Origin of the sequence: Rhodopseudomonas palustris (assembly GCF_007005445.1) — a bacterium.
Classification (GTDB): domain Bacteria; phylum Pseudomonadota; class Alphaproteobacteria; order Rhizobiales; family Xanthobacteraceae; genus Rhodopseudomonas; species Rhodopseudomonas palustris_G.
Genome location: NZ_CP041387.1, coordinates 2,058,220 through 2,077,020, shown reverse-complemented (window position 1 = coordinate 2,077,020; position 18,801 = coordinate 2,058,220). Strand labels below are relative to the sequence as shown.

Here is an 18,801-nt window from a genome sequence, read left to right as displayed (position 1 = left end):
GCCGGCAATTGTTGGAGTGCACGATGCACGGCATCGCAAACAGGGGGAGGCCAGCATGAGCATTTTCGGCAAGATCATGAGCGCGATTTTCGGCGACAGCGCCGCTGCGGCATCAGGCAGCGCCGAGGCGTCGGCGCCAACCACCACCGCTGCGGCGGGTACGGCACCGGCGCCGACCGCGCCACAGCCCACCGCCGCGCCGTCGGTCGATGTCGCGCCGATCCTCGACAAGGCGGTGAAGGCCAAGGGTGAAAAGCTGGAATGGCGCACTTCGATCGTCGATTTGATGAAGGCGCTCGATATCGATTCCAGCCTGTCGGCCCGCAAGGAGCTCGCCAAGGAGCTCGGCTACAGCGGCGACATGAACGACTCGGCATCGATGAACATCTGGCTACACAAGCAGGTGATGGCCAAATTGGTCGCCAATGGCGGCAAGCTGCCGGCCGACATCAAGCACTGATCTGACACGTCATCCTGGATGGTCCGCCGTGCCGGTCGCTTGCGGCATGGCGTGGCCGCGTGACGATGCGTCAGGACTCGAATATTCTGAACACGGCGCTGGTGGTGACCAGCAGCTTGTCGCCAGCGAGCGCTTCGGCGTCGATGAAGGCGAGGCTGCGCGACAGCTTCTTCATCGTGGTGCGGCCGGTGATCCAGCCGCCCGGCTCGATGGTGGCGAGGAAGCGGCTGTCGAGCGAGACCGTGGCGCAACGCCGCTGTCCCGCCAGCACCACCGAAAATCCCAAGATGGTATCGAGAAAGCCGAGCAGCGCGCCGCCATGCAGCACGCCGTTGGGATTGCCGTGACGCTCGTCGCTGAGGAAGCCAAACTCCGGCTGGCCGTCTGCGCTCTGCCGCCAGTAGTAAGGTCCGTTGGTGCCGATGTAGCCGTCCTGAACGGCGAACGGCTGAAAGCCCGGCGGCGGCGACACGGTCATCTTCACGGCTCCTGCGGAGCGCGACCGCAGGAGACCACAGAACCTGCCGGCGTGCCGCGCGCTGTGGAACCGATGCCACAGCCCGCAGCGGCGGGCAATCACTGGACCGCGCACGCGGTCCGGACGAGACCTCAGGCGGTGAGGTCGGCGTATTCCGGATGGGCGTCGAGATAATCGGCAACGAAGCCGCAGCCGGCGCCGACCTTGGCGCCTTCGGCGCGGATCAGATCGAGCGCGCCGCGCACCAGGCTGGAGGCGATGCCGCGGCCGCGCAGCGGCGGCGGGGTCTCGGTGTGGGTGATGACGACGCGGCCGCCGGTGCGTCGATAGCTCGCAAACGCGATCTCGCCATGGGCGTCGAGTTCGAAGCGGTTCAGCGCCTTGTTGTCGCGCACGTTGGCTGCGGCCGTGGTCCCGCTCATGACGTCTCCTCAAAGTTCAATGTCCGGCCGCGACGGCAATTGCCGGCGTGCCGTTGGCAGTCAGGTGATGCCGGCCCCGGTGAAGTCAAGGGGACGGCGAGGTGGCAAGCGCGGCGTCGTTGCGACGCAGGCCACTGTGGATGCGTACGGAGGGTAAGGCCACACCGCGCTGCGCCGCGCAACCCGGACAATCCCGGAGGCGGGCGGTGCAGAAGCGGTACGTCACCGCACCACCATCGTGGCGCCACGATCGTGATGGCGCGGAGCGGCAACGCCGGGGGCTTCGATTAGTTCTTCAGCGATGCTTCCAGCATCTGCCGCACCGACCACGGCTGACCCTCGACGCTGCCGCGGATGTCGTCGATCCGCCACCGCGCACCGTCGCGCACCAGCTCGTAGCGGATCACGCTGTCGGCGGCGACCTTGCGCGGCTGGCTGCCGATCAGCGCCACCGCCAGCGTGGCGCGGGCATCGTCCTGGGTTTGGGCCTTGATCGCGAACGACTTGATGTCCGGATCCTGCGAATTGCTCACCGGATCGAAATCGATCGGCCCGATCTCGCCGTCCGGCACTTTCGCCTCGGCCCTGGTCCACAGCAAGGCAAGGGATTTCGACAGGTACTTCGCCCGCTCCTTGGCGTTGTTGACGAAGGCGCCGCCGGCATTGTCCTTGGCGGCTGCGGCGTAGAGCCGGGTGAGCAGTGCGGCGGGATCGGTCGCGTTCGTCTTGGCCGGTGCCTGTGCGAGCGCGGCTGCGGGCAGGGCGGAAGCGGCGGCGAGGAGGGCGAGCGCAAAGCGGCGGATGAGCATGGCGGATCCTGTCGGCAGCGAGCGGCGCGGCAACAGGCTCAGTTCCGCCCCTCGTCCGGAATATTCAGCACGGTGCCGCACGCCTTGCAATGCACCGCATCGGCATCGTGGCGCTGCAGTCCGCAGGTCGGGCAGGGGAAGCGCACCTTGTTCGGACTGATCAGCGCCCGCGCCAGATTGAAGAACAGCGTGACGCCGAAGATCATGATCACCACGCTGATCATCCGTCCCAGCGTGCCGGCGAGGGTGATGTCGCCGAACCCGGTGGTGGTCAGCGCGGTGACGGTGAAATACAGCGCGTCGGCGTAGTTGCCGATCTGCGGATTGCGGAAATGCTGGGTTTCGTAAACGATCGCCGTCATCACGAAGATGAACACCGCGAGCCTCGCCACCGCGACCACCACCTCCTCGTGGCGGCGGAAGAAGCTACTGTCGCTGCGCAGCCGGGTCAGCATCTGGTAATCCTGGAACGCACGCAGCGTGCGCAGGATGCGCAGGAAGCCGGCCCCCTCGCCGGGCAGCGGCGCCAGGAACGACGCGATCGCGACCAGATCGGTCCAGGTCGCGAGCCGGCCGAACTCCCGCATCGGCCGCCGGCTGGCATACAGACGCGCCACGAAGTCGATCATGATCAGGACGCCGAACCCGGTATCGAGCATCTCGACGACCGGACTCTGCGGCAGGAACGAGGTGCCGACGATGAACAGGATGGTGACGATATCGAACGCCAACAGGCCATAGCGAAACGCCACCCCGCGCGGAGTGGCGCCGTCATAGAGCCGGCGAACGGCGAGTCGGAAGTCGTGCAGCGTCATGCCAAATTATTGGCCCGGGAGGGGCGGGGGAAGCAATGGGGGCGGTGACGGAGCGGCTTGGGGTCGCTCGGGCCGCAGGCGGGCAACCCCGCACCCTGGCAAGCGCGGTGAACTATGCTATCGTGAACCCTGAGCAAGCTGCGGTCGGTGCCATGCGACATGAGCGGATCGAGATCAATCCCGAGGTGATGGGCGGCAAGCCGGTCGTGCGCGGCACGCGCATCCCGGTGGAAATGATCCTGCGCAAGCTCGGTGCGGGCCTCTCCACGGCCGAGATCATCGCCGATCATCCGCGGCTGACCGCCGATGACATTCTCGCCGTGCAGACCTTCGCCGCAGACTATCTGGCAGACCAAGACGTCATCTTCGGCTGACCATGCGATGGCTGGCCGACGAGTGCGTGCCCGCCTCGTTGGTCGCTGCGTTGCGGGCCGATGGCCATGATGTGCTGTACGTCGCCGAGATGGCTGCGGGACTGAGCGATGCAGAGGTCGTTACTATGGCGGCCAGCGATGGCCGGCTGTTGCTGACGGAAGACAAGGATTTCGGCGAACTGACCGTTCGATTTGGCCTCGCCGTCCCTGGCCTGGTCCTGCTCCGGATCGATCCGGCCAATGCGAAGCTGCAGGCGGCTCGCTTGAAAGAGGCCATCACGCGTCACGGCGCCGAGCTGTTCGGGCGTTATGTCGTGGTCGACGAAACCCGCATGCGCGTGCGGCCGCTGCGGCCCGCGAGCTGAACAAGAGCGCCAACCGGGCTACTTCCCGCAATTCCAGACCGGCCCGATGGGCGTCTGGGTCCAGCACGGCCCGAAGCTGCCGCCGTTGTAACGGCCGCGATAGAAGCCGGCGCGGCCCGGATAGCGCCACTCGCCGCTCCAGGGGCTGTTCCAGCGATAATAGTCCGGCGTCGGATCGATGTACCACGGCCGCTTCGGCCGCAGCATCGCGAGCTGCTCGCGCGTGAGTTTCTGCTTGAACAACGGTACGGCGTTGTTCGGCGGCTGCACATAGCCGGGCAGGAAGCCGTAGCCGTGGGAGCGCTTGGCATGCTTCTTGGTCGAAGCGGCCGAGGCGGCGGCGGGGAGGAGGGCGAGGGTGACGGCGAGGGTGAGGGCGGTGAGGCGGGACATGCGTCGAGTTTAGACGGGCGGGGGCGGGAGGGCGAGACACATTCGGGTGGGGGGGAGCGATGCGCCGTAGCCCGCATGAAGCGAAGCGGAATGCGGAGCTCTATGATCCGCCCGCCCCGGCTTGCGCCTCGCGCAACCGGGCTCCGCTGGCTGACAATGGGCACCGTGAATGCTAGGATTTACGAGGAGATCACCGATGTCAGACCTGCTCGCACGCATCACGATTGATCCGAATGTGCTCCACGGCCGCCCCTGCATTCGCGGCATGCGGATCAGCGTCTCCGACGTATTGGCGCAGCTCTCGTCGGGAGCGTCGCGCGACGATGTCCTGCACGACTATCCGTATCTGGAAGACGCGGATATCGACGCGGTGCTGGCCTTTGCAGCAAAGCAGGCGGATCACCCCATCATCGCGGCGGAATGAGCCCGCGCTTCATGATCGATGCCCAACTTCCGCCGGCGTTGGCGGAGGCGTTCAGGCGTGCCGGTTTCGACGCCGTTCACGTGGCAGATATCGGCTTACTTTCCGCGACCGATCATCAGATTTGGCGAGCGGCAATTGCCAAGTCGGCGGCCCTGGTGACCAAAGACCGGGACTTTCTGATGCTACGTGCTGCTACCGACAGTGGGCCCACGGTGGTCTGGATTAGATCGGGGAATGCAAGCAATCGCGAGCTGCTTGACTTGATTACTGGCGCGCTGCCGGCGATCCTCGCCGCGATCGCACGGGAAGAAGCGGTGATCGAGGTGTCGGCTCGTCGCTGATCAGGTCGAGATCGGCTTGAGTTCGAAAATGCGGCCATACTTTGCCGCCTCGGCGAGGTCGCCGCGTCGCAGTGCCAACCGCACCGCCTCGAGCTTGCGCACGTCGTCCGGCGAAAGGTAAGGCGCCCACGCGCCTTCCTCGCCGCGCGCGACAGCGACTTCGGCTGCATAACGGCCTTCATGGATGAGTTCGAGCCTTATTCGGGTCATCACGATCATCCTCGTGAAGAGCTACTTCAATTTGAGCGCGACCTGTAGCTCGCAGGAACGAAGCGATATGGAGGAGAGGGGTAGCCCGCGTGTCGCTCCGCTCACCCGGGCGACGCTTGCTGCGTACTAGTTTCGTTGGACGTATCCTTGCACTTAAGGATCAGATCGATTTCGTTTTTGCAGTCTCTGCGCATAAAACATGAGACTGGATCGTCTCGCCCAACGGGAAAATAGTTCAATTCCGCGGTAGCCGCATCGATCGCTTCTGTACGGAAATACACAGGCTGAAGAGAGTCTGGCTCACAGTCCATGATCAAAGTGCCGAGGTGCTCTACCGTGGGAACATCTAGGATATGGCCATGAATGATTGTGCCAACCCCAAGCTTCTCAATGTGTCTAACAAAAAATGGAAGCCATCGATCCGTCTCGAAGCGTCCTGGCTTCACTCGAAGTCTTGGTCTGCCCGATCTCGAATATACCGAGTACTTTTTCGATTTATCGGTGCATGCATGCTTGGGCCAAGGAGGGCCAAGTTTATCAAAGAAGGGGCCGCCCCCATGTCGTCCGCGTATAAAATAGACCGGCGCGTGGCATTCCGGGCATTGTGAGGTCGGTCCCTTTAAGGCTCTGCGTGCGATCCTTGGGACCCAGCCATGCCAATCGGGCGGGCGAGAGCGCCGTTGTCCGCCTCTGAAGTCGCATTGACAATTTGTGGGATGGTTAAACCCGTTGCAGGCCATAAGCCCCTCGTCAAATCACTCCGCCGCCTCGTCCGTCTTCCGCTTCACCGCCTTCGTCGGCCCCTTCTTCTCCAGCACCGGCTTCAAGAACTTCCCGGTGTAGCTCCTCGGCGCTTTGACGATGTCCTCCGGCGGGCCCCAGGCGACGATTTCGCCGCCGCCGTCGCCGCCTTCGGGGCCGAGGTCGATGACCCAGTCGGCGGTCTTGATGACTTCGAGATTGTGCTCGATCACCACCACGGTGTTGCCCTGCGCCACCAGCTCGTGCAGCACTTCGAGCAGTTTGGCGACGTCGTGGAAGTGCAGGCCCGTCGTTGGCTCGTCGAGAATATACAGCGTGCGGCCGGTGGCGCGTTTGCTCAGTTCCTTGGCGAGCTTGACGCGCTGGGCTTCGCCGCCGGACAGCGTGGTGGCCTGCTGGCCGACATGGATGTAGTCGAGGCCGACGCGCTGCAGCGTCTTGAAGGTCTCGCGGACGCGCGGCACCGCCTTGAAGAATTCGGCGGCTTCCTCGACCGTCATGTCGAGCACGTCGGCGATCGACTTGCCCTTGAACAGCACGTCGAGCGTTTCGCGGTTGTAGCGTTTGCCCTTGCAGACGTCGCAGGTGACGTAGACGTCGGGCAGGAAGTGCATCTCGATCTTGATGACGCCGTCGCCCTGGCAGGCCTCGCAGCGGCCGCCCTTGACGTTGAACGAGAACCGGCCCGGCTCGTAGCCGCGCGCCTTGGATTCCGGCAGGCCGGCGAACCACTCGCGGATCGGCGTGAACGCGCCGGTGTAGGTCGCGGGGTTACTGCGCGGGGTGCGACCGATCGGCGACTGGTCGATGTCGATGATCTTGTCGATGTGCTCGAGGCCCTCGATCCGGTCATGCGGCGCCGGCGGTTCGCTGGCGTTGTTCAGCTTGCGCGCGATCGCCTTGTAGAAGGTGTCGATCAACAGCGTCGACTTGCCGCCGCCGGAGACACCCGTGACGCAGGTGAACAGGCCGAGCGGAATCTCGGCGGTGACGTTCTTCAGATTGTTGCCGCGGGCGCCCACCAGCTTGAGGGTGCGGCGATGGTTCGGCGGCCGGCGCTCGGGCACCGGCACCGACAATTCGCCGGTCAGATACTTGCCGGTCAGCGACTTCGGATTGCGCATGATCTCGGCGGGCGAGCCTTGGGCGATGATGTGGCCGCCATGGACGCCGGCGCCGGGGCCGATGTCGAGCACATGGTCGGCGAGCAGAATGGCGTCCTCGTCGTGCTCGACCACGATCACGGTGTTGCCGAGATCGCGCAGCCGCTTCAGGGTGTCGAGCAGCCGGGCGTTGTCGCGCTGGTGCAGGCCGATCGACGGCTCGTCGAGCACGTAGAGCACGCCGGTGAGGCCGCTGCCGATCTGCGAGGCGAGGCGGATGCGCTGACTTTCGCCGCCGCTCAATGTGCCGGATGAGCGCGACAGCGTCAGATAGTTGAGGCCGACGTCGAGCAGGAAGCTGAGCCGGTCGCGGATCTCCTTCAGGATACGGACGGCGATCTCGTTCTGTTGGGTGTTGAGCAGCTTCGGCACGGAGGCGAACCAGTCGCCGGCGGCCTTGACCGACAATTCAGAGACTTCGCCGATATGCTTGCCGCCGATCTTGACGCACAGCGCCTCCGGCTTGAGGCGATGGCCGTGGCAGGCGTCGCACGGTACGTCGGAGAAGTACTTGCCGAGCTCCTCGCGCGCCCACTCGCTCTCGGTCTCGCGGAAGCGGCGCTCGATATTGGTGACGACGCCCTCGAACGGCTTCTTGGTGTCGTAGGAGCGCACGCCGTCTTCGTAGGAGAACTTGATCTCGTCGTCGCCGGAGCCGTGCAGCAGGACGTTCTGCACCTTCTTCGGCAAGTCCTTCCACTTGGTGTCGAGCGTGAACTTGTAGTGCTTGGCCAGTGCGGTCAGCGTCTGCAGGTAGTACGGCGACGACGACTTCGCCCACGGCGCGATCGCGCCCTTGCGCAAGCTCAGTTCCTTGTCGGGCACCACGAGATCGGCGTCGATGTGCTGCTCGATGCCGAGGCCGCCGCATTCCGGGCAGGCGCCGTAGGGATTGTTGAACGAGAACAGCCGGGGCTCGATCTCCGGAATGGTGAAGCCGGAGACCGGGCAGGCGAACTTCTCCGAGAACAGGAGGCGCTCGGGGCCGGACTTGTCGTGGATTTTGGCGACTTTCTTGCCCGCGGCTTCACCCTTCGAGACGGCGCTTTGCGCCTCCTCAGGGTGAGGAGCTCCCTTCTTGGGCTTGCCGCGTTTGCCGTCCTCATCCTGAGGAGCGCCCGCAGGGCGCGTCTCGAAGGATGGCGGCGGGGGCGGCGCATCCGCGAACTCGATCACCGCCAGCCCCTCGGCCAGCTTCAGCGCGGTCTCGAAGCTCTCGGCGAGGCGCTGTCCGATGTCGGGACGCACCACGATCCGGTCGACCACGACGTCGATGTCGTGCGGGAACTTCTTGTCGAGCGTCGGTGCTTCGGCGAGCTCGTGGAACGCGCCGTCGATCTTGACGCGCTGGAAGCCCTTCTTCAGCCAGTCGGCGAGTTCTTTCCGGTACTCGCCCTTGCGGCCGCGCACCACCGGCGCCAGCAGATACAGGCGGGTGCCTTCGGGTAGCGCCAGCACCCGGTCGACCATCTGCGACACGGTCTGGCTCTCGATCGGCAGGCCGGTCGCCGGCGAGTAGGGCACGCCGACGCGCGCCCACAGCAGGCGCATGTAGTCGTAGATCTCGGTGACGGTGCCGACGGTCGAGCGCGGGTTCTTCGAGGTGGTCTTCTGTTCGATCGAGATCGCCGGCGACAGGCCGTCGATCTGGTCGACGTCCGGCTTCTGCATCATCTCGAGGAATTGCCGGGCATAGGCCGACAGCGACTCGACATAGCGGCGCTGGCCCTCGGCGTAGATGGTATCGAACGCCAGCGACGACTTGCCGGAGCCGGACAGGCCGGTGAACACCACCAGCTTGTCGCGTGGGATGGTGACGTCGACGTTCTTGAGATTGTGCTCGCGGGCGCCGCGAATGGTGATGGCGGTCCGGCTCGAGGCCGCGGGGGTCTGACGCTTGGCCTTGATCACTTCGTCCATACGGGTGTCCAGACGCGCGGCAGCGCGCCGGTTGGGGCGCGCGCCGGATCGACCGGGGCTGACGCCGGATGAGGCTGAGCTTGGAACATAGGAAGAACGACAGGCGATTGCCAGAGGCTCCGCGCGCCATCAACCGGATTGTTACGGCGGGGCCGGCTGCGGTCGTCGATCGGGCCCAAAACGCAGAAGGCCGGCACGAGGCCGGCCTTCGCAGCGTGGCTGAATTCAGCCGGCGCAGACTCAGTAGCGCGCCACGATCGGGCCGCCCCAGCGATAGTTGATCCGCGCGGTGACCACGTCGACGTCCTGCTTGATGTGGTCGACATTGGTGGTCGGAGCGAAGGTGAGGTCGCGACCGCCCATGAACAGGTGGTCGTATTCGACGGCGAACGACCAGTTCGGCGTGAAGCCGTATTCCAGGCCACCGCCGACCGCGGCGCCCCAGCGGGTTTCGCTGGCATCGTCGATGATCGTTCCAGCCAAGGTCCGGTAGGTGGTGTACTTGTCGCTGGTGACCGCCGCGCCGCCTTTCACGTAAAGCAGCGCGTTGTTCCAGGCATACCCGACGCGGGCGGTGAACAGACCGAACGCATCGACCTTGCTTTCGTTGGTCGTGTCCGTGAACCGCAGGCTTGCGTTCGAGCCCTTGAAATCGGCCCAGTTGCCCTGGGCTTCGACGCCGAACACCCAGGTTCCAACCTGCCAATTGTAGCCGATCTGACCGCCGACGGTCCCGCCGGACGCATCGTGGCAGCCCTCGCCGAACGCGGCGAACGGGGCAGCCGTGGTGCCAAGATAGTCCCAGCAATTGCGGCTGCTGCCCCAGCCGCCGTTCGCGCCGATGTAGAAGCCCGACCAGTCATACATCGCCGGAATGATCGGCGGCGCCTTGGTGTAGGGGCGGGCCGCGAGATCCGCCGCCATCGCCGGCGCGACACCCAACGCAATCAAACCGACAGTCCCCAGCAGAAATTTCTTCATCGCAATTCTCCGGTTGTCTGTGCTTCACCGGTTCTCGGTCGGCAGTGTCCCTCTGCTGAGCGAGAAGCGCGAGCGCCCTTTAATTCCACGCCCTGGACCATAACCCCGCTGCGAGCAAAGCGCCGTCTCCAAAATGCAACAGTCGCGAGTGAAATTCAGTTCCTAAAACCAGGGATAGATTGTCGGAAATTGCAACTTGTTCACAACGGGTTACCGTCGCGGCCTGGTGTTACTTCGGGCGGTGCGGACGCGGAAAAATGGGAGCCAGGCCGGCATGTCGACTTTGCGCTTCACTTCGGAACAAAAATAGAACAGACTGCGTGAATTCGCGCCGGTGGATAAATCCCATGAGGCGGGCGTTTTCGCTCGCGGACGTATGGGCGAGGCGCCGCCCACAGCGTATTCGCTTGGACCGGAACGGGCGTCGCGCCGAGTTTCGGCGTGAGCAGCGGCAGAGCGGGAGGCTGGCGATGGCCGGCCGGGTCGCGGGCGCCGCGCGGTCAGTATGATTTGAAGAGGAGACGTCGATGGCGGGTAGCGTGAACAAGGTGATCCTGGTCGGGAATCTCGGTGCCGATCCGGAGATCAAGCGGACCCAGGACGGGCGTCCGATCGCCAACTTGCGGATTGCGACCTCCGAGACCTGGCGCGACCGCGCGACCGGCGAGCGCAAGGAGAAGACCGAGTGGCATCGCGTGGTGATCTTCAACGAAGGGTTGTGCAAGGTCGCCGAGCAGTATCTGAAAAAGGGCGCGAAGGTTTACATTGAAGGCCAGTTGCAGACGCGCAAATGGACCGATCAGAGCGGCGCCGAGCGCTACAGCACCGAAGTCGTGCTGCAGAATTTCAACTCGACGCTGACCATGCTCGACGGCCGCAGTGGCGGCGGTGGTGGCGGCGGCTATGGCGATGACAATTCCGGCGGCGATTTCGGCTCCAGCGGTCCCTCGGGTGGTGGCGGCGGACGGCGGCCGATGCCGGCCAGCAGCGGCGGCGGCCGCAGCGACATGGACGACGATATTCCGTTCTGACGGCGCTCAGTTCGCACGCTGGTGCAGGCACGTCGCCGCGCCGCGTGATAAGAGAAACCGACGGCCGCCGCGCCCCCGATCGCGGTGGCTGTCGCCGATTCAGGGGACGGCGCTCCGGTCCAGGCGAAGCGATCAGGGGGCCAGCAGTGCCCAGCCGAGCTGGAGTTGGGTGAGGGCGAACAGCGCTCCGAACAGTCGCTGGTTATGGCGCGCAAGCCAACGCGGCAGGCAGATATCGAAATTGTCGGCGCGGTCGTCGGTGTAGCGCGCCGCCAGCGTCGTCAGCGGACAGCGCATCCGGTTCAACAGCAGCACGAACACTTCACCCCAAACGAAGACGCTCAGCCACAGCGCGGCGACGAGCTGCCCGAGCCAGATCGTCACCGGAATCGCCAGGATCGAGGAGGCGAAAAACGCCCAGATCGCGGTGTGAAGCAGCCGCACGGCGGCGAGGGCGCGCGCGTCGCCCCGGCCATGTGCCGCCGGCGGCGTCATGGCGAGGCTTCGTCGTCGGGAAGTCGGCTCGCCAGGATCTTGTCGATCCGCCGGTGGTCGAGGTCGAGAATTTCGAACCGCCAGCCATGGACGTCGAACCTGTCGCCGACATTCGGTAGCGCGCCGAGATGTGACAGCACCAGGCCCGCGACGGTGTGATAGTCACGCGGCGCCGGCACCGGGATTCCGAGCAGATCGCAGAATTCGTCGACCGGCATCCAGCCCGCAACCAGATACGAGCCGTCGTCGCGGCGTACCACCGCCGGTTCGGGCGGCCCCTGTTCCGAGCTGAAGGCGCCGACGATCGATTCCAGAATATCGGCGGTGGTGACCACGCCCTCAAAGCCGCCGAACTCGTCGTACACCAGCCCCATGTGCACCGACGAATTGCGCAGCAGGAACAGCGCGTCGCGGGCATCGGCCGAGGCGGGGATCACCGGCGCGTCACGCACCAGCTTGCGGAAATCCGGAGTTTCACCGCGCAGATACGCCTCCAGAACGTCCTTGGCCTGGATGATGCCGATCGGATCGTCGCTGTCGCCGTCGGTGACGGGCAGCCGTGAGTGCCGGCTTTCGGCGAAGGTCGTGCGGATCGTTTCTTGCGGATCGGTGAGATCGATGATGTCGACCTCGGGACGCGGCGTCATCACCGCGCCGACCGGGCGGTCGCCGAGCCGCATCACGCCGGCGATCATCTGGCGCTCGCCGGGTTCGAGCACGCCGGCGGTCTCCGCCTCCAGCACCAGGCTGTGGATCTCCTCCTCGGAGACCTTGTCAGCCGGCTCGCCGCTCTGGCCGAGCAGTGCCAGCATCGCTTTGCCGGAAACGTCGAGCACGACCACCACCGGCAGCGAGATCTTGGCGAGCAGCGCCATCGCCGGAGCGACCTTCACCGCCACCGCTTCGGGATCGCGCAGCGCGAGCTGTTTCGGCACCAGTTCGCCGACGATCAGCGTCGCGTAAGTGATCAGCGTGACCACCAGGCCGACGCCGACGATGTCGGCGAACGGCACCCCGCCTGCCGACAACCATTCGCTCAGACGCTGCCCCAGGGTCGTGCCCGAAAACGCTCCGGACAGCACGCCGACCAGCGTGATGCCGATCTGCACGGTGGAGAGGAACCGGCCCGGATCTTCGCTCAACTTCTGCGCCTGACGGGCGCCCCGAACGCCGCGCTGCGCCAGGATCGACAGCCGTGCCGGACGCGACGAGACGATCGCTAATTCAGACATTGCCAGCAGGCCGTTGACGACGATCAGGACGACAACGATTGCCAATTCGATCGAAAGCATGATGTTTGGACGCCCCTCCAGCCGTCAATGTGGGAGGTCAGATAGGAAGTCCCGGGCGGTTTCGGAACCGCGCCGCACCTATTTACCAGGCTCCGACTGCTTGGCCTCGTTCCATAGCGCGTCCATCTCGGCGAGTGAGGCTTCGTCGGGCGTCCTGCCCCGGGCCGCCAGCGCCTGTTCGATGTAGGCAAAGCGGCGCTCGAACTTGGCGTTGGCGCCGCGCAGAGCGATCTCCGGATCGGCGCTCGTATGGCGGGCGAGGTTGACCAGCGCGAACAGCAGATCGCCGGTCTCTTCCGTAATGTGCGCCTGATCACCGCGATCGAGTGCGGCTTCGATCTCGTCGGTCTCCTCGCGGATCTTCGCAAGCACGGCGCGCGGGTCGTTCCAGTCGAACCCGACCTTGGCGGCCTTGCGCTGCAAGTCCATCGCCCGCGACAGCGCCGGCTGGCCGGATTTGACGCCGGCCAGCACCGAACTGGACGGCTGTTCGGTGATGCCGCGGCGGGCGGCGCGCTCGGCTTTTTCCTCGGCCTTGATGCGGTCCCAAACGCCTTCGACGTGCGACGGAGTGAGATTGCCCTCGGCATCGGCAAACACGTGCGGATGGCGGCGGATCATCTTGCGTGTGATCGCCTCGACCACGTCGCCGAACGCGAACGCGCCACGCTCTTCGGCGATCCGTGCATGGAACACCACCTGCAGCAGCAGATCGCCGAGCTCTTCGCGGAGATCGTCGAGATCGTGTCGGGCGATCGCCTCGGCCACCTCGAATGCTTCCTCGATGGTGTAGGGCGCGATACTGGCGAAATCCTGCTCGAGATCCCACGGACAGCCGGTCACCGGCGTGCGGAGCGCGGCCATGATTTCGATCAGGCGGGCGATGTCGCGGGAAGGGGTCATAGCACGGGTCCGGGGCAGGAGGAGGTCCGGCTTCCTATGCCGCAACCGGCGCCGCCATCCCAGCGAAAACAGCTACGGATTTGGCGCGGCCGGCCCGCAGTGCTAAAGCCAGCGCCATGACCGAGCATTCTTCCGACAAGACCGCGCTGGTGCTGTTCTCCGGCGGGCAGGACTCCGCGACCTGTCTGGCCTGGGCGCTGGATCGCTTTGCCAGGGTGGAGACCATCGGCTTCGACTACGGCCAGCGGCACCTGATCGAGCTGGCGTGCCGGTCGCGGTTGCTCGACGGCGTTCGCGGCATCAATGCCGACTGGGCGGCAAAGCTCGGCGACAGCCACACCCTGACGATCCCGACACTGGCGGAAATTTCCGACACCGCGCTGACCCGCGACGTCGCGATCGCGATGGGCGCCGATGGTCTGCCGAATACCTTTGTGCCTGGCCGCAATCTGATCTTTCTCACCTTCGCGGCGGCGCTGGCGTATCGCCGCGGCATCACCGACATCGTCGGCGGGATGTGCGAAACCGATTACTCCGGCTATCCGGACTGCCGCAACGACACCATCCAGGCGTTGCAGAGCGCGCTGTCCCTCGGCATGGCGCGCGACCTCACGCTGCACACACCGCTGATGTGGCGCGACAAGGCCGCGACCTGGCAGCTCGCGAAGGATCTCGGCGGCGACGCGCTGGTCGATCTGATCCGCGAAGACTCGCACACCTGCTATCTCGGCGAACGCGGCGCGCGCCACGCGTGGGGCTATGGTTGCGGCGGATGCCCCGCGTGCCGGCTCCGCGCCAAGGGATGGACCGAATACGCCGCGAGAGCCTGACCGATCGCACGCCTTCGGATCAGCGAGTCGGCAACGGCCGTGTGCTAAGGCTGGCGTTCCAGAGACCGTTGAGGACCGTCAAGGATCGCACGCCATGCCGTCTGACCTCGTTTCAATCAGCCGCCGCTGCGTCCTGCAAGGCATCGGCGCAGCGCTGGCGACCTGTCCGCTGATCGGACGGGCGACAGCCGCGCCTTCGGCCCTTGTGCCGGTACCGAGGCCGGACAAGCTCGCACACCTCACCGCGTTCTTCGACCACGAGGTGGCGGCCGGTAAGCTGCCGGGCGCGGTGGTGCTGATCCAGCAGCACGGCAAGCCGGTGTACCAGCGGTGTTTCGGCTGGCGCACCGCCGCGCGCCGGCATCCGATGACGCCGGACACCATTTTTGCGCTGCATTCGATGACCAAGCCGATCACCAGCGTCGCGGCGATGATGCTGGTCGACGAAGGGCGGCTGGCGCTGCATGATCCGCTCGCGAAGTACATCCCGGCGTTCGCGCGCGTGAAGGTGGGGATCGAGACGACCAGACACGGCAAACCGGCATTGAAGCTGGTGACGACACATCGCCCGGTGACGATCGAAGACCTGCTGCGGCACACATCGGGGATTACTTACGAGTATATCGGCGGCGAACTGATCATGGCTGCGTATGAACAGGCGCATCTGTTCGCCGGCCGGTTCGACAACGCCATCTTTGCCGATCGGATCGCCCGCCTGCCGCTGGCGCGCCAGCCCGGTACGCTGTGGCGCTACGGCCATTCCACCGACGTGCTCGGCCGCGTCATCGAGATCGTGTCGGGCGAGCCGCTGTACGACTTTTTGAAACAGCGGCTGCTCGATCCGCTCGGTATGACCAGTACCGGCTTCGTGCTGCGCACCGAGGCCGAGCGGATGCGGTTGGCGGAGCCGTTCCCGGCCGACAAGGTATTGGTCGACTCCGAGCGCCAGCGCCGCGCCCATCCGGAATGGCAATCGGGCGGCGGCGGATTGCTGTCGACGGCCACCGACTACGCGCGGTTCGCGCAAATGCTGCTCGAAGGCGGTGCGCTCGACGGACGGCGCTATCTCAGTCCGGCCGCCTACAGGGCGATGACCACCGACCAGATCGGCCCGGCTTCCGGTGTGGAGCGTGATTATTTCTATTTTCCCGGCGATGGCTTCGGCTACGGCTACGGTCTGGCGGTGCGGGTGGAGCCCGGCGAGGCGAGCCCGCCGGCGCCGGGCTCGATCGGGGAATTGAAGTGGGACAGCGGCAGCGGCACCTACTTCGGCGTCGATCCGTCGCTCGACATGATCTACATCCTGATGCAGCAGACAGAGACCGAACGCGGCCGGGTGGTGCCGGCGTTCAAGACGCTGGTCTACGACGCCTTCGCCGCCAGCGACCGAACCAGCGAGCGGCCGCCCGAATAGGTCGACCACGCCGACAGGGCCATCCGCCCCTTCAGAGTCAGTGCCTTTTCCAGCACCAGCAGCGGCTGCGGCTCGCAGCCGAGTTGCCTTTTGTAGTCATAGCCACCTGCACCGAGGTCGAACTGCTCGACGCGATTGTCGATCAACCAGCGGATGATCTCGCTCGCCAGCACGATCCCGGGCGAACCGCGACTCCACTCCGCTCCGGCGTGGGCGAGGCGAACCGTGGTGCAACTCTGCCTGTGCAGCAGGCTGTAGGCGACCGCGACGACGGAGTCGCCGGATTCCATCACCGACAGCATCGCCTGGCCGCGCGAAAACACCTCGCGGTAGAACTTCGCATAGGCCGGGCGATCGAGTACGTAGCGCATGCCCAGTCCGGCGATCCGGGCTCGCTGAAACTGATCGAGCTTGCCGAACAGCAGCGCGGTGCGATCGTCGGGAGCGGTGATCATCCGAATCCGCACGCCGCCGAGCGCGTCGAGGGCGCGATGATGCTGACGCAGCGCCTTACGGAATTTGCGCGGACGTGACGCCAGATAGTCGTCCCAGGATTGCGGCAGCGCGGTAACATTGCGCACCGTACTGGAGGGTGCCGATGCCAATAGCCCGAGTGGATTGATGCGACCACCCGCCGTCAGCGGCAGGTTGCACAGTCGGATGACGTCGACCTCCGGCATCGCCTCGAGGGCCGCCTCAAACGCTGCTGCGGCGGCCTCGGGCGTCGATGGTGCGGCTGGGCCGAGCAGCGGGACGTTGTAGTCCGACACTGAAAGATCGGCGAACTCGACCAGCGTCACGCCACACACCCGCCGCACCACCAGCGGCAGCAGCATCGCGATCTCGCCGCGAAAGGTATCGCGCACGGTGATCAGAAGCGGCTCGACGGCCGCCGAGGGACCGACAAGCGCCAGCCAGGCGCCGAGCCAGTTCGCGGTTTGAAACGGCGTAATGGCGGCGGACGGGCCGAGCGCTGCGGCACGCTGCAAGAACTGATCGACGTCGGTGTCTGCTTCGGCGACATAGCGGCCGGCGACATTAGCCGTTCGCCGCATCGGCCGTTCAACCAAGTCGATCTGCGCCATTCCCCAACTCGCTGCCGTCGCACGCCGCCATCAGATCGATGGGACGACATCTGGCACCATAGCGCCGATCGTCGCAGTTCCGGTTGATTGGATGCAGTCGTCGGACAAACTTGTCACGACAACGTTAACGCGGCAGCCCGCGACGTCGGCCCGCTTCACGGCGGCGAAAAATCCGTCGGTTGGAGCGCGATCGGCCGGCCGTGCGGCGTGCGATCTGCGGCGCGATCCCATGCATCGCGGTAGCGGTGCTGGGTCTCACGGCTGGCGATGCCCTTCGTGGCGATCAGGCGCTCCAGCGTCGCGAGCCAGTGGCGATAGTAGGTGTCGCCGCAATCGGGATCGCCGGCGGCCTGGGCACAGCGGATTTCGTCGGCCAGCGTGGCCGCCCATTCCTGCCAAGTGAAAAGCCCGCGGCCATGCAGCGTCACCGCCAATGCGAACGCTTGCGCTTCCCACGGCTCGCGGAATACTGGGCCGTCGTCGTCATGCGGCAGGCCGGGAACGCTGCGCGCCGCGATCGCCGTGGCGTCGGACTCGCCGCTCATTGTGCCGGCTCCAGATAGGAATCCCACGCATCGACCGAGACCTTCAAGGTCGGATCGGCATCGTCGCCCCACAAATCGCGTGCTTCGAACGCCACGGTGTAAAGCCACTGCGGCTGTTCGGCGCCGCCGTGCGCGTGACTGTCAGGAAACACGTGGGCGCCGTGCGCCAGTTCGACGGTGCCGACCCGGCCGCGGACGTAGCGCGGCAGCCGGATATGGGTCCGCGGATGCAACTCCCTGGCGCGCACCCGGTCGCCGATCCCGAATCTGGCAGGAACCGATGGCGTGCGCTCCGTTGATGTCCCGCGCGCCAGCATCGGCGCAACATCCGCAGCCGCGAGCACGGGTACATCCTTACGCGGATGCAGAGGCCGCCCCGCGGCGATCTCGTCGGCGGTGACGAGGCCGCGCTCGGCCATCAGGGTCTCGAGGCCGGCAAGCCAGAGTTGATAGTAGCTCATCGACAGATAGTCGATCGGGGCGCGGTTCTCGCGGGCGAACCGCGACATGTCGATGTTCCAGCCGCCGGGCCGCCCCATGGCCAGCGTCAGCGCGAAGGCGCGGCGCTCCCACGCAGCATGAAACAGCGCCTCATTGGGCTCCGGCACCACCGGTCCGAAGCCGTCCATGCCGCCCATGTCGTGAGCACCGTTCATGCCGCGACCTCCGAAGGCTGGCGGGCGAGGCCGGTGCCGATCATGCTGTCGCGGGTGACGAGATCGGCGAGCCGATCTTCGCTAAGGCCGTCGCTGCCATCGGGGCGCATCGGGATCACCAGATAGCGGATCTCGGCGGTAGAATCCCACACCCGGATCGTGATGTCCTGCGGCAGCGTCACGCCGAATTCGGCCAGTACCGCGCGCGGCTCCTTGACCACGCGCGAGCGGTACGGCGCCGATTTGTACCAGACCGGCGGCAGGCCCAGCACGGGCCACGGGTAGCAGGAGCACAGCGTGCACACTACCATGTTGTGGGTCGCGGGCGTGTTCTCGACCGCAACGATATGCTCGCCCTGGCGGCCGGTGTAACCGAGCTCGGCGATCGCCGCGGTGGCGTCGTGCAGCAGCCGCTGCCGATAGGCGGGATCGCTCCACGCTTTGGCGACCACCCGAGCGCCGTTGCGCGGGCCGACCTTGGTCTCGTAGGTCTCGATCAGCGCATCGAGCGCGGCGGGATCGACATACCCCTTTTCGGTCAGAATGGTTTCGAGCGCGCGCACCCGCAGCTCGGTTTCGGACAATTCGGAATGGTCGTGATCGTGGTGGTGGCGATGCTCATTGCTCATGCGT

23 protein-coding genes are annotated in these 18,801 nt (G+C 65.6%); 8 read left to right on the top strand and 15 right to left on the bottom strand.

Annotated elements, in window-relative coordinates; genetic code table 11:
- Positions 1-55: 55 nt before the first annotated feature.
- Positions 56-460 (top strand): DUF3597 domain-containing protein, encoded by a 405-nt coding sequence (locus tag FLL57_RS09495; RefSeq protein ID WP_142882751.1) that lies wholly within the window; start codon positions 56-58, stop codon positions 458-460.
- 70 nt (positions 461-530) lie between these two features.
- On the opposite strand, the gene FLL57_RS09490 is transcribed toward FLL57_RS09495, so the two are convergent.
- The 4 genes from FLL57_RS09490 to FLL57_RS09475 form a co-directional block, all read right to left on the bottom strand.
- Complete coding sequence (locus tag FLL57_RS09490; protein WP_013502384.1) at positions 531-938, bottom strand: PaaI family thioesterase; 408 nt, start codon at positions 936-938, stop codon at positions 531-533.
- Positions 939-1,069: 131 nt separating this feature from the next.
- Positions 1,070-1,360, bottom strand: coding sequence for a GNAT family N-acetyltransferase (locus tag FLL57_RS09485; protein ID WP_047307821.1), 291 nt, complete (start codon positions 1,358-1,360; stop codon positions 1,070-1,072).
- Positions 1,361-1,647: 287 nt separating this feature from the next.
- Positions 1,648-2,169 (bottom strand): DUF3828 domain-containing protein, encoded by a 522-nt coding sequence (locus FLL57_RS09480; protein ID WP_142882750.1) that lies wholly within the window; start codon positions 2,167-2,169, stop codon positions 1,648-1,650.
- Between the two features lie 38 nt (positions 2,170-2,207).
- The gene (locus tag FLL57_RS09475; RefSeq protein WP_142882749.1) at positions 2,208-2,984 is read right to left on the bottom strand and encodes a potassium channel family protein; all 777 of its coding nucleotides are present in this window, start codon (positions 2,982-2,984) and stop codon (positions 2,208-2,210) included.
- Positions 2,985-3,091: 107 nt separating this feature from the next.
- On the opposite strand from FLL57_RS09475, the gene FLL57_RS09470 reads away from it, so the two are divergent.
- Complete coding sequence (locus FLL57_RS09470) at positions 3,092-3,358, top strand: DUF433 domain-containing protein (RefSeq protein WP_234713279.1); 267 nt, start codon at positions 3,092-3,094, stop codon at positions 3,356-3,358.
- A gap of 2 nt (positions 3,359-3,360) precedes the next feature.
- A complete protein-coding gene (locus FLL57_RS09465; RefSeq protein WP_142882748.1) occupies positions 3,361-3,723 on the top strand; it encodes a DUF5615 family PIN-like protein in 363 nt (120 codons plus the stop codon).
- 18 nt (positions 3,724-3,741) lie between these two features.
- Here the strand turns inward: FLL57_RS09465 and FLL57_RS09460 are convergent, their stop codons facing one another.
- On the bottom strand, positions 3,742-4,116 hold the full coding sequence (locus FLL57_RS09460) for a hypothetical protein (RefSeq protein WP_142882747.1): 375 nt from the start codon (positions 4,114-4,116) through the stop codon (positions 3,742-3,744).
- A gap of 196 nt (positions 4,117-4,312) precedes the next feature.
- On the opposite strand from FLL57_RS09460, the gene FLL57_RS09455 reads away from it, so the two are divergent.
- Together FLL57_RS09455 and FLL57_RS09450 are read left to right on the top strand one after the other, a co-directional pair.
- A complete protein-coding gene (locus FLL57_RS09455) occupies positions 4,313-4,540 on the top strand; it encodes a DUF433 domain-containing protein (RefSeq protein WP_013502391.1) in 228 nt (75 codons plus the stop codon).
- An 11-nt stretch (positions 4,541-4,551) separates the two neighbouring features.
- A complete protein-coding gene (locus FLL57_RS09450; RefSeq protein WP_013502392.1) occupies positions 4,552-4,881 on the top strand; it encodes a DUF5615 family PIN-like protein in 330 nt (109 codons plus the stop codon).
- Here FLL57_RS09450 and FLL57_RS09445 read toward each other — a convergent pair whose 3' ends face one another.
- The 3 genes from FLL57_RS09445 to FLL57_RS09435 form a co-directional block, all read right to left on the bottom strand.
- A complete protein-coding gene (locus tag FLL57_RS09445; protein WP_235677245.1) occupies positions 4,882-5,100 on the bottom strand; it encodes a hypothetical protein in 219 nt (72 codons plus the stop codon). It lies immediately after the preceding gene.
- Positions 5,101-5,846: 746 nt separating this feature from the next.
- Positions 5,847-8,936 carry an excinuclease ABC subunit UvrA gene (gene uvrA / locus FLL57_RS09440; protein WP_142882746.1) on the bottom strand — a complete coding sequence of 1,030 codons (3,090 nt, stop codon included), beginning with the start codon at positions 8,934-8,936 and terminating at the stop codon, positions 5,847-5,849.
- 240 nt (positions 8,937-9,176) lie between these two features.
- Positions 9,177-9,917: an outer membrane protein gene (locus tag FLL57_RS09435; RefSeq protein WP_013502396.1), complete on the bottom strand. Its 741-nt coding sequence runs from the start codon at positions 9,915-9,917 to the stop codon at positions 9,177-9,179.
- Between the two features lie 527 nt (positions 9,918-10,444).
- On the opposite strand from FLL57_RS09435, the gene FLL57_RS09430 reads away from it, so the two are divergent.
- Positions 10,445-10,948 (top strand): single-stranded DNA-binding protein, encoded by a 504-nt coding sequence (locus FLL57_RS09430; protein ID WP_013502397.1) that lies wholly within the window; start codon positions 10,445-10,447, stop codon positions 10,946-10,948.
- Positions 10,949-11,080: 132 nt separating this feature from the next.
- On the opposite strand, the gene FLL57_RS09425 is transcribed toward FLL57_RS09430, so the two are convergent.
- The 3 genes from FLL57_RS09425 to mazG all read right to left on the bottom strand — a co-directional run bounded on the left by FLL57_RS09425 (position 11,081) and on the right by mazG (position 13,638).
- A complete protein-coding gene (locus FLL57_RS09425; RefSeq protein ID WP_013502398.1) occupies positions 11,081-11,443 on the bottom strand; it encodes a hypothetical protein in 363 nt (120 codons plus the stop codon).
- Positions 11,440-12,735: a hemolysin family protein gene (locus tag FLL57_RS09420; protein ID WP_013502399.1), complete on the bottom strand. Its 1,296-nt coding sequence runs from the start codon at positions 12,733-12,735 to the stop codon at positions 11,440-11,442. The genes FLL57_RS09425 and FLL57_RS09420 overlap by 4 nt, the downstream gene beginning before the upstream one ends.
- A 78-nt stretch (positions 12,736-12,813) precedes the next feature.
- Positions 12,814-13,638, bottom strand: a complete 825-nt coding sequence (mazG, locus tag FLL57_RS09415) for a nucleoside triphosphate pyrophosphohydrolase (protein ID WP_013502400.1) — start codon at positions 13,636-13,638, stop codon at positions 12,814-12,816.
- A 116-nt stretch (positions 13,639-13,754) separates the two neighbouring features.
- Between mazG and queC the strand changes: the two genes are divergently transcribed.
- Together queC and FLL57_RS09405 are read left to right on the top strand one after the other, a co-directional pair.
- Positions 13,755-14,468 (top strand): 7-cyano-7-deazaguanine synthase QueC, encoded by a 714-nt coding sequence (gene queC, locus FLL57_RS09410; protein ID WP_047307817.1) that lies wholly within the window; start codon positions 13,755-13,757, stop codon positions 14,466-14,468.
- A gap of 94 nt (positions 14,469-14,562) precedes the next feature.
- Positions 14,563-15,882 carry a serine hydrolase domain-containing protein gene (locus FLL57_RS09405; protein WP_142882745.1) on the top strand — a complete coding sequence of 440 codons (1,320 nt, stop codon included), beginning with the start codon at positions 14,563-14,565 and terminating at the stop codon, positions 15,880-15,882.
- Here the strand turns inward: FLL57_RS09405 and FLL57_RS09400 are convergent.
- The 4 genes from FLL57_RS09400 to nthA all read right to left on the bottom strand — a co-directional run bounded on the left by FLL57_RS09400 (position 15,831) and on the right by nthA (position 18,797).
- Positions 15,831-16,967 carry a GNAT family N-acetyltransferase gene (locus FLL57_RS09400; protein ID WP_047307816.1) on the bottom strand — a complete coding sequence of 379 codons (1,137 nt, stop codon included), beginning with the start codon at positions 16,965-16,967 and terminating at the stop codon, positions 15,831-15,833. The genes FLL57_RS09405 and FLL57_RS09400 overlap by 52 nt on opposite strands.
- 155 nt (positions 16,968-17,122) lie before the next feature.
- Positions 17,123-17,512, bottom strand: coding sequence for a nitrile hydratase accessory protein (locus FLL57_RS09395; RefSeq protein WP_047307815.1), 390 nt, complete (start codon positions 17,510-17,512; stop codon positions 17,123-17,125).
- On the bottom strand, positions 17,509-18,168 hold the full coding sequence (gene nthB / locus FLL57_RS09390) for a nitrile hydratase subunit beta (protein WP_142882744.1): 660 nt from the start codon (positions 18,166-18,168) through the stop codon (positions 17,509-17,511). The genes FLL57_RS09395 and nthB overlap by 4 nt, the downstream gene beginning before the upstream one ends.
- Complete coding sequence (gene nthA / locus FLL57_RS09385; protein WP_013502406.1) at positions 18,165-18,797, bottom strand: nitrile hydratase subunit alpha; 633 nt, start codon at positions 18,795-18,797, stop codon at positions 18,165-18,167. The genes nthB and nthA overlap by 4 nt, the downstream gene beginning before the upstream one ends.
- Positions 18,798-18,801: the final 4 nt, after the last annotated feature.

What these genes read in the sequence shown, in the direction of transcription:
- FLL57_RS09495 (WP_142882751.1), top strand. Translation starts at nt 56, where the DNA reads ATGAGCATTTTCGGCAAGATCATGAGCGCGATTTTCGGCGACAGCGCC.
- FLL57_RS09425 (WP_013502398.1), bottom strand. Translation starts at nt 11,443, where the DNA reads ATGACGCCGCCGGCGGCACATGGCCGGGGCGACGCGCGCGCCCTCGCC.
- mazG (WP_013502400.1), bottom strand. Translation starts at nt 13,638, where the DNA reads ATGACCCCTTCCCGCGACATCGCCCGCCTGATCGAAATCATGGCCGCG.
- FLL57_RS09460 (WP_142882747.1), bottom strand. Translation starts at nt 4,116, where the DNA reads ATGTCCCGCCTCACCGCCCTCACCCTCGCCGTCACCCTCGCCCTCCTC.
- nthB (WP_142882744.1), bottom strand. Translation starts at nt 18,168, where the DNA reads ATGAACGGTGCTCACGACATGGGCGGCATGGACGGCTTCGGACCGGTG.
- FLL57_RS09435 (WP_013502396.1), bottom strand. Translation starts at nt 9,917, where the DNA reads ATGAAGAAATTTCTGCTGGGGACTGTCGGTTTGATTGCGTTGGGTGTC.
- FLL57_RS09405 (WP_142882745.1), top strand. Translation starts at nt 14,563, where the DNA reads ATGCCGTCTGACCTCGTTTCAATCAGCCGCCGCTGCGTCCTGCAAGGC.
- FLL57_RS09445 (WP_235677245.1), bottom strand. Translation starts at nt 5,100, where the DNA reads ATGATCGTGATGACCCGAATAAGGCTCGAACTCATCCATGAAGGCCGT.
- FLL57_RS09450 (WP_013502392.1), top strand. Translation starts at nt 4,552, where the DNA reads ATGATCGATGCCCAACTTCCGCCGGCGTTGGCGGAGGCGTTCAGGCGT.
- uvrA (WP_142882746.1), bottom strand. Translation starts at nt 8,936, where the DNA reads ATGGACGAAGTGATCAAGGCCAAGCGTCAGACCCCCGCGGCCTCGAGC.
- FLL57_RS09485 (WP_047307821.1), bottom strand. Translation starts at nt 1,360, where the DNA reads ATGAGCGGGACCACGGCCGCAGCCAACGTGCGCGACAACAAGGCGCTG.
- queC (WP_047307817.1), top strand. Translation starts at nt 13,755, where the DNA reads ATGACCGAGCATTCTTCCGACAAGACCGCGCTGGTGCTGTTCTCCGGC.
- FLL57_RS09400 (WP_047307816.1), bottom strand. Translation starts at nt 16,967, where the DNA reads ATGGCGCAGATCGACTTGGTTGAACGGCCGATGCGGCGAACGGCTAAT.
- nthA (WP_013502406.1), bottom strand. Translation starts at nt 18,797, where the DNA reads ATGAGCAATGAGCATCGCCACCACCACGATCACGACCATTCCGAATTG.
- FLL57_RS09490 (WP_013502384.1), bottom strand. Translation starts at nt 938, where the DNA reads ATGACCGTGTCGCCGCCGCCGGGCTTTCAGCCGTTCGCCGTTCAGGAC.
- FLL57_RS09420 (WP_013502399.1), bottom strand. Translation starts at nt 12,735, where the DNA reads ATGCTTTCGATCGAATTGGCAATCGTTGTCGTCCTGATCGTCGTCAAC.
- FLL57_RS09480 (WP_142882750.1), bottom strand. Translation starts at nt 2,169, where the DNA reads ATGCTCATCCGCCGCTTTGCGCTCGCCCTCCTCGCCGCCGCTTCCGCC.
- FLL57_RS09475 (WP_142882749.1), bottom strand. Translation starts at nt 2,984, where the DNA reads ATGACGCTGCACGACTTCCGACTCGCCGTTCGCCGGCTCTATGACGGC.
- FLL57_RS09465 (WP_142882748.1), top strand. Translation starts at nt 3,361, where the DNA reads ATGCGATGGCTGGCCGACGAGTGCGTGCCCGCCTCGTTGGTCGCTGCG.
- FLL57_RS09395 (WP_047307815.1), bottom strand. Translation starts at nt 17,512, where the DNA reads ATGAGCGGCGAGTCCGACGCCACGGCGATCGCGGCGCGCAGCGTTCCC.
- FLL57_RS09430 (WP_013502397.1), top strand. Translation starts at nt 10,445, where the DNA reads ATGGCGGGTAGCGTGAACAAGGTGATCCTGGTCGGGAATCTCGGTGCC.
- FLL57_RS09455 (WP_013502391.1), top strand. Translation starts at nt 4,313, where the DNA reads ATGTCAGACCTGCTCGCACGCATCACGATTGATCCGAATGTGCTCCAC.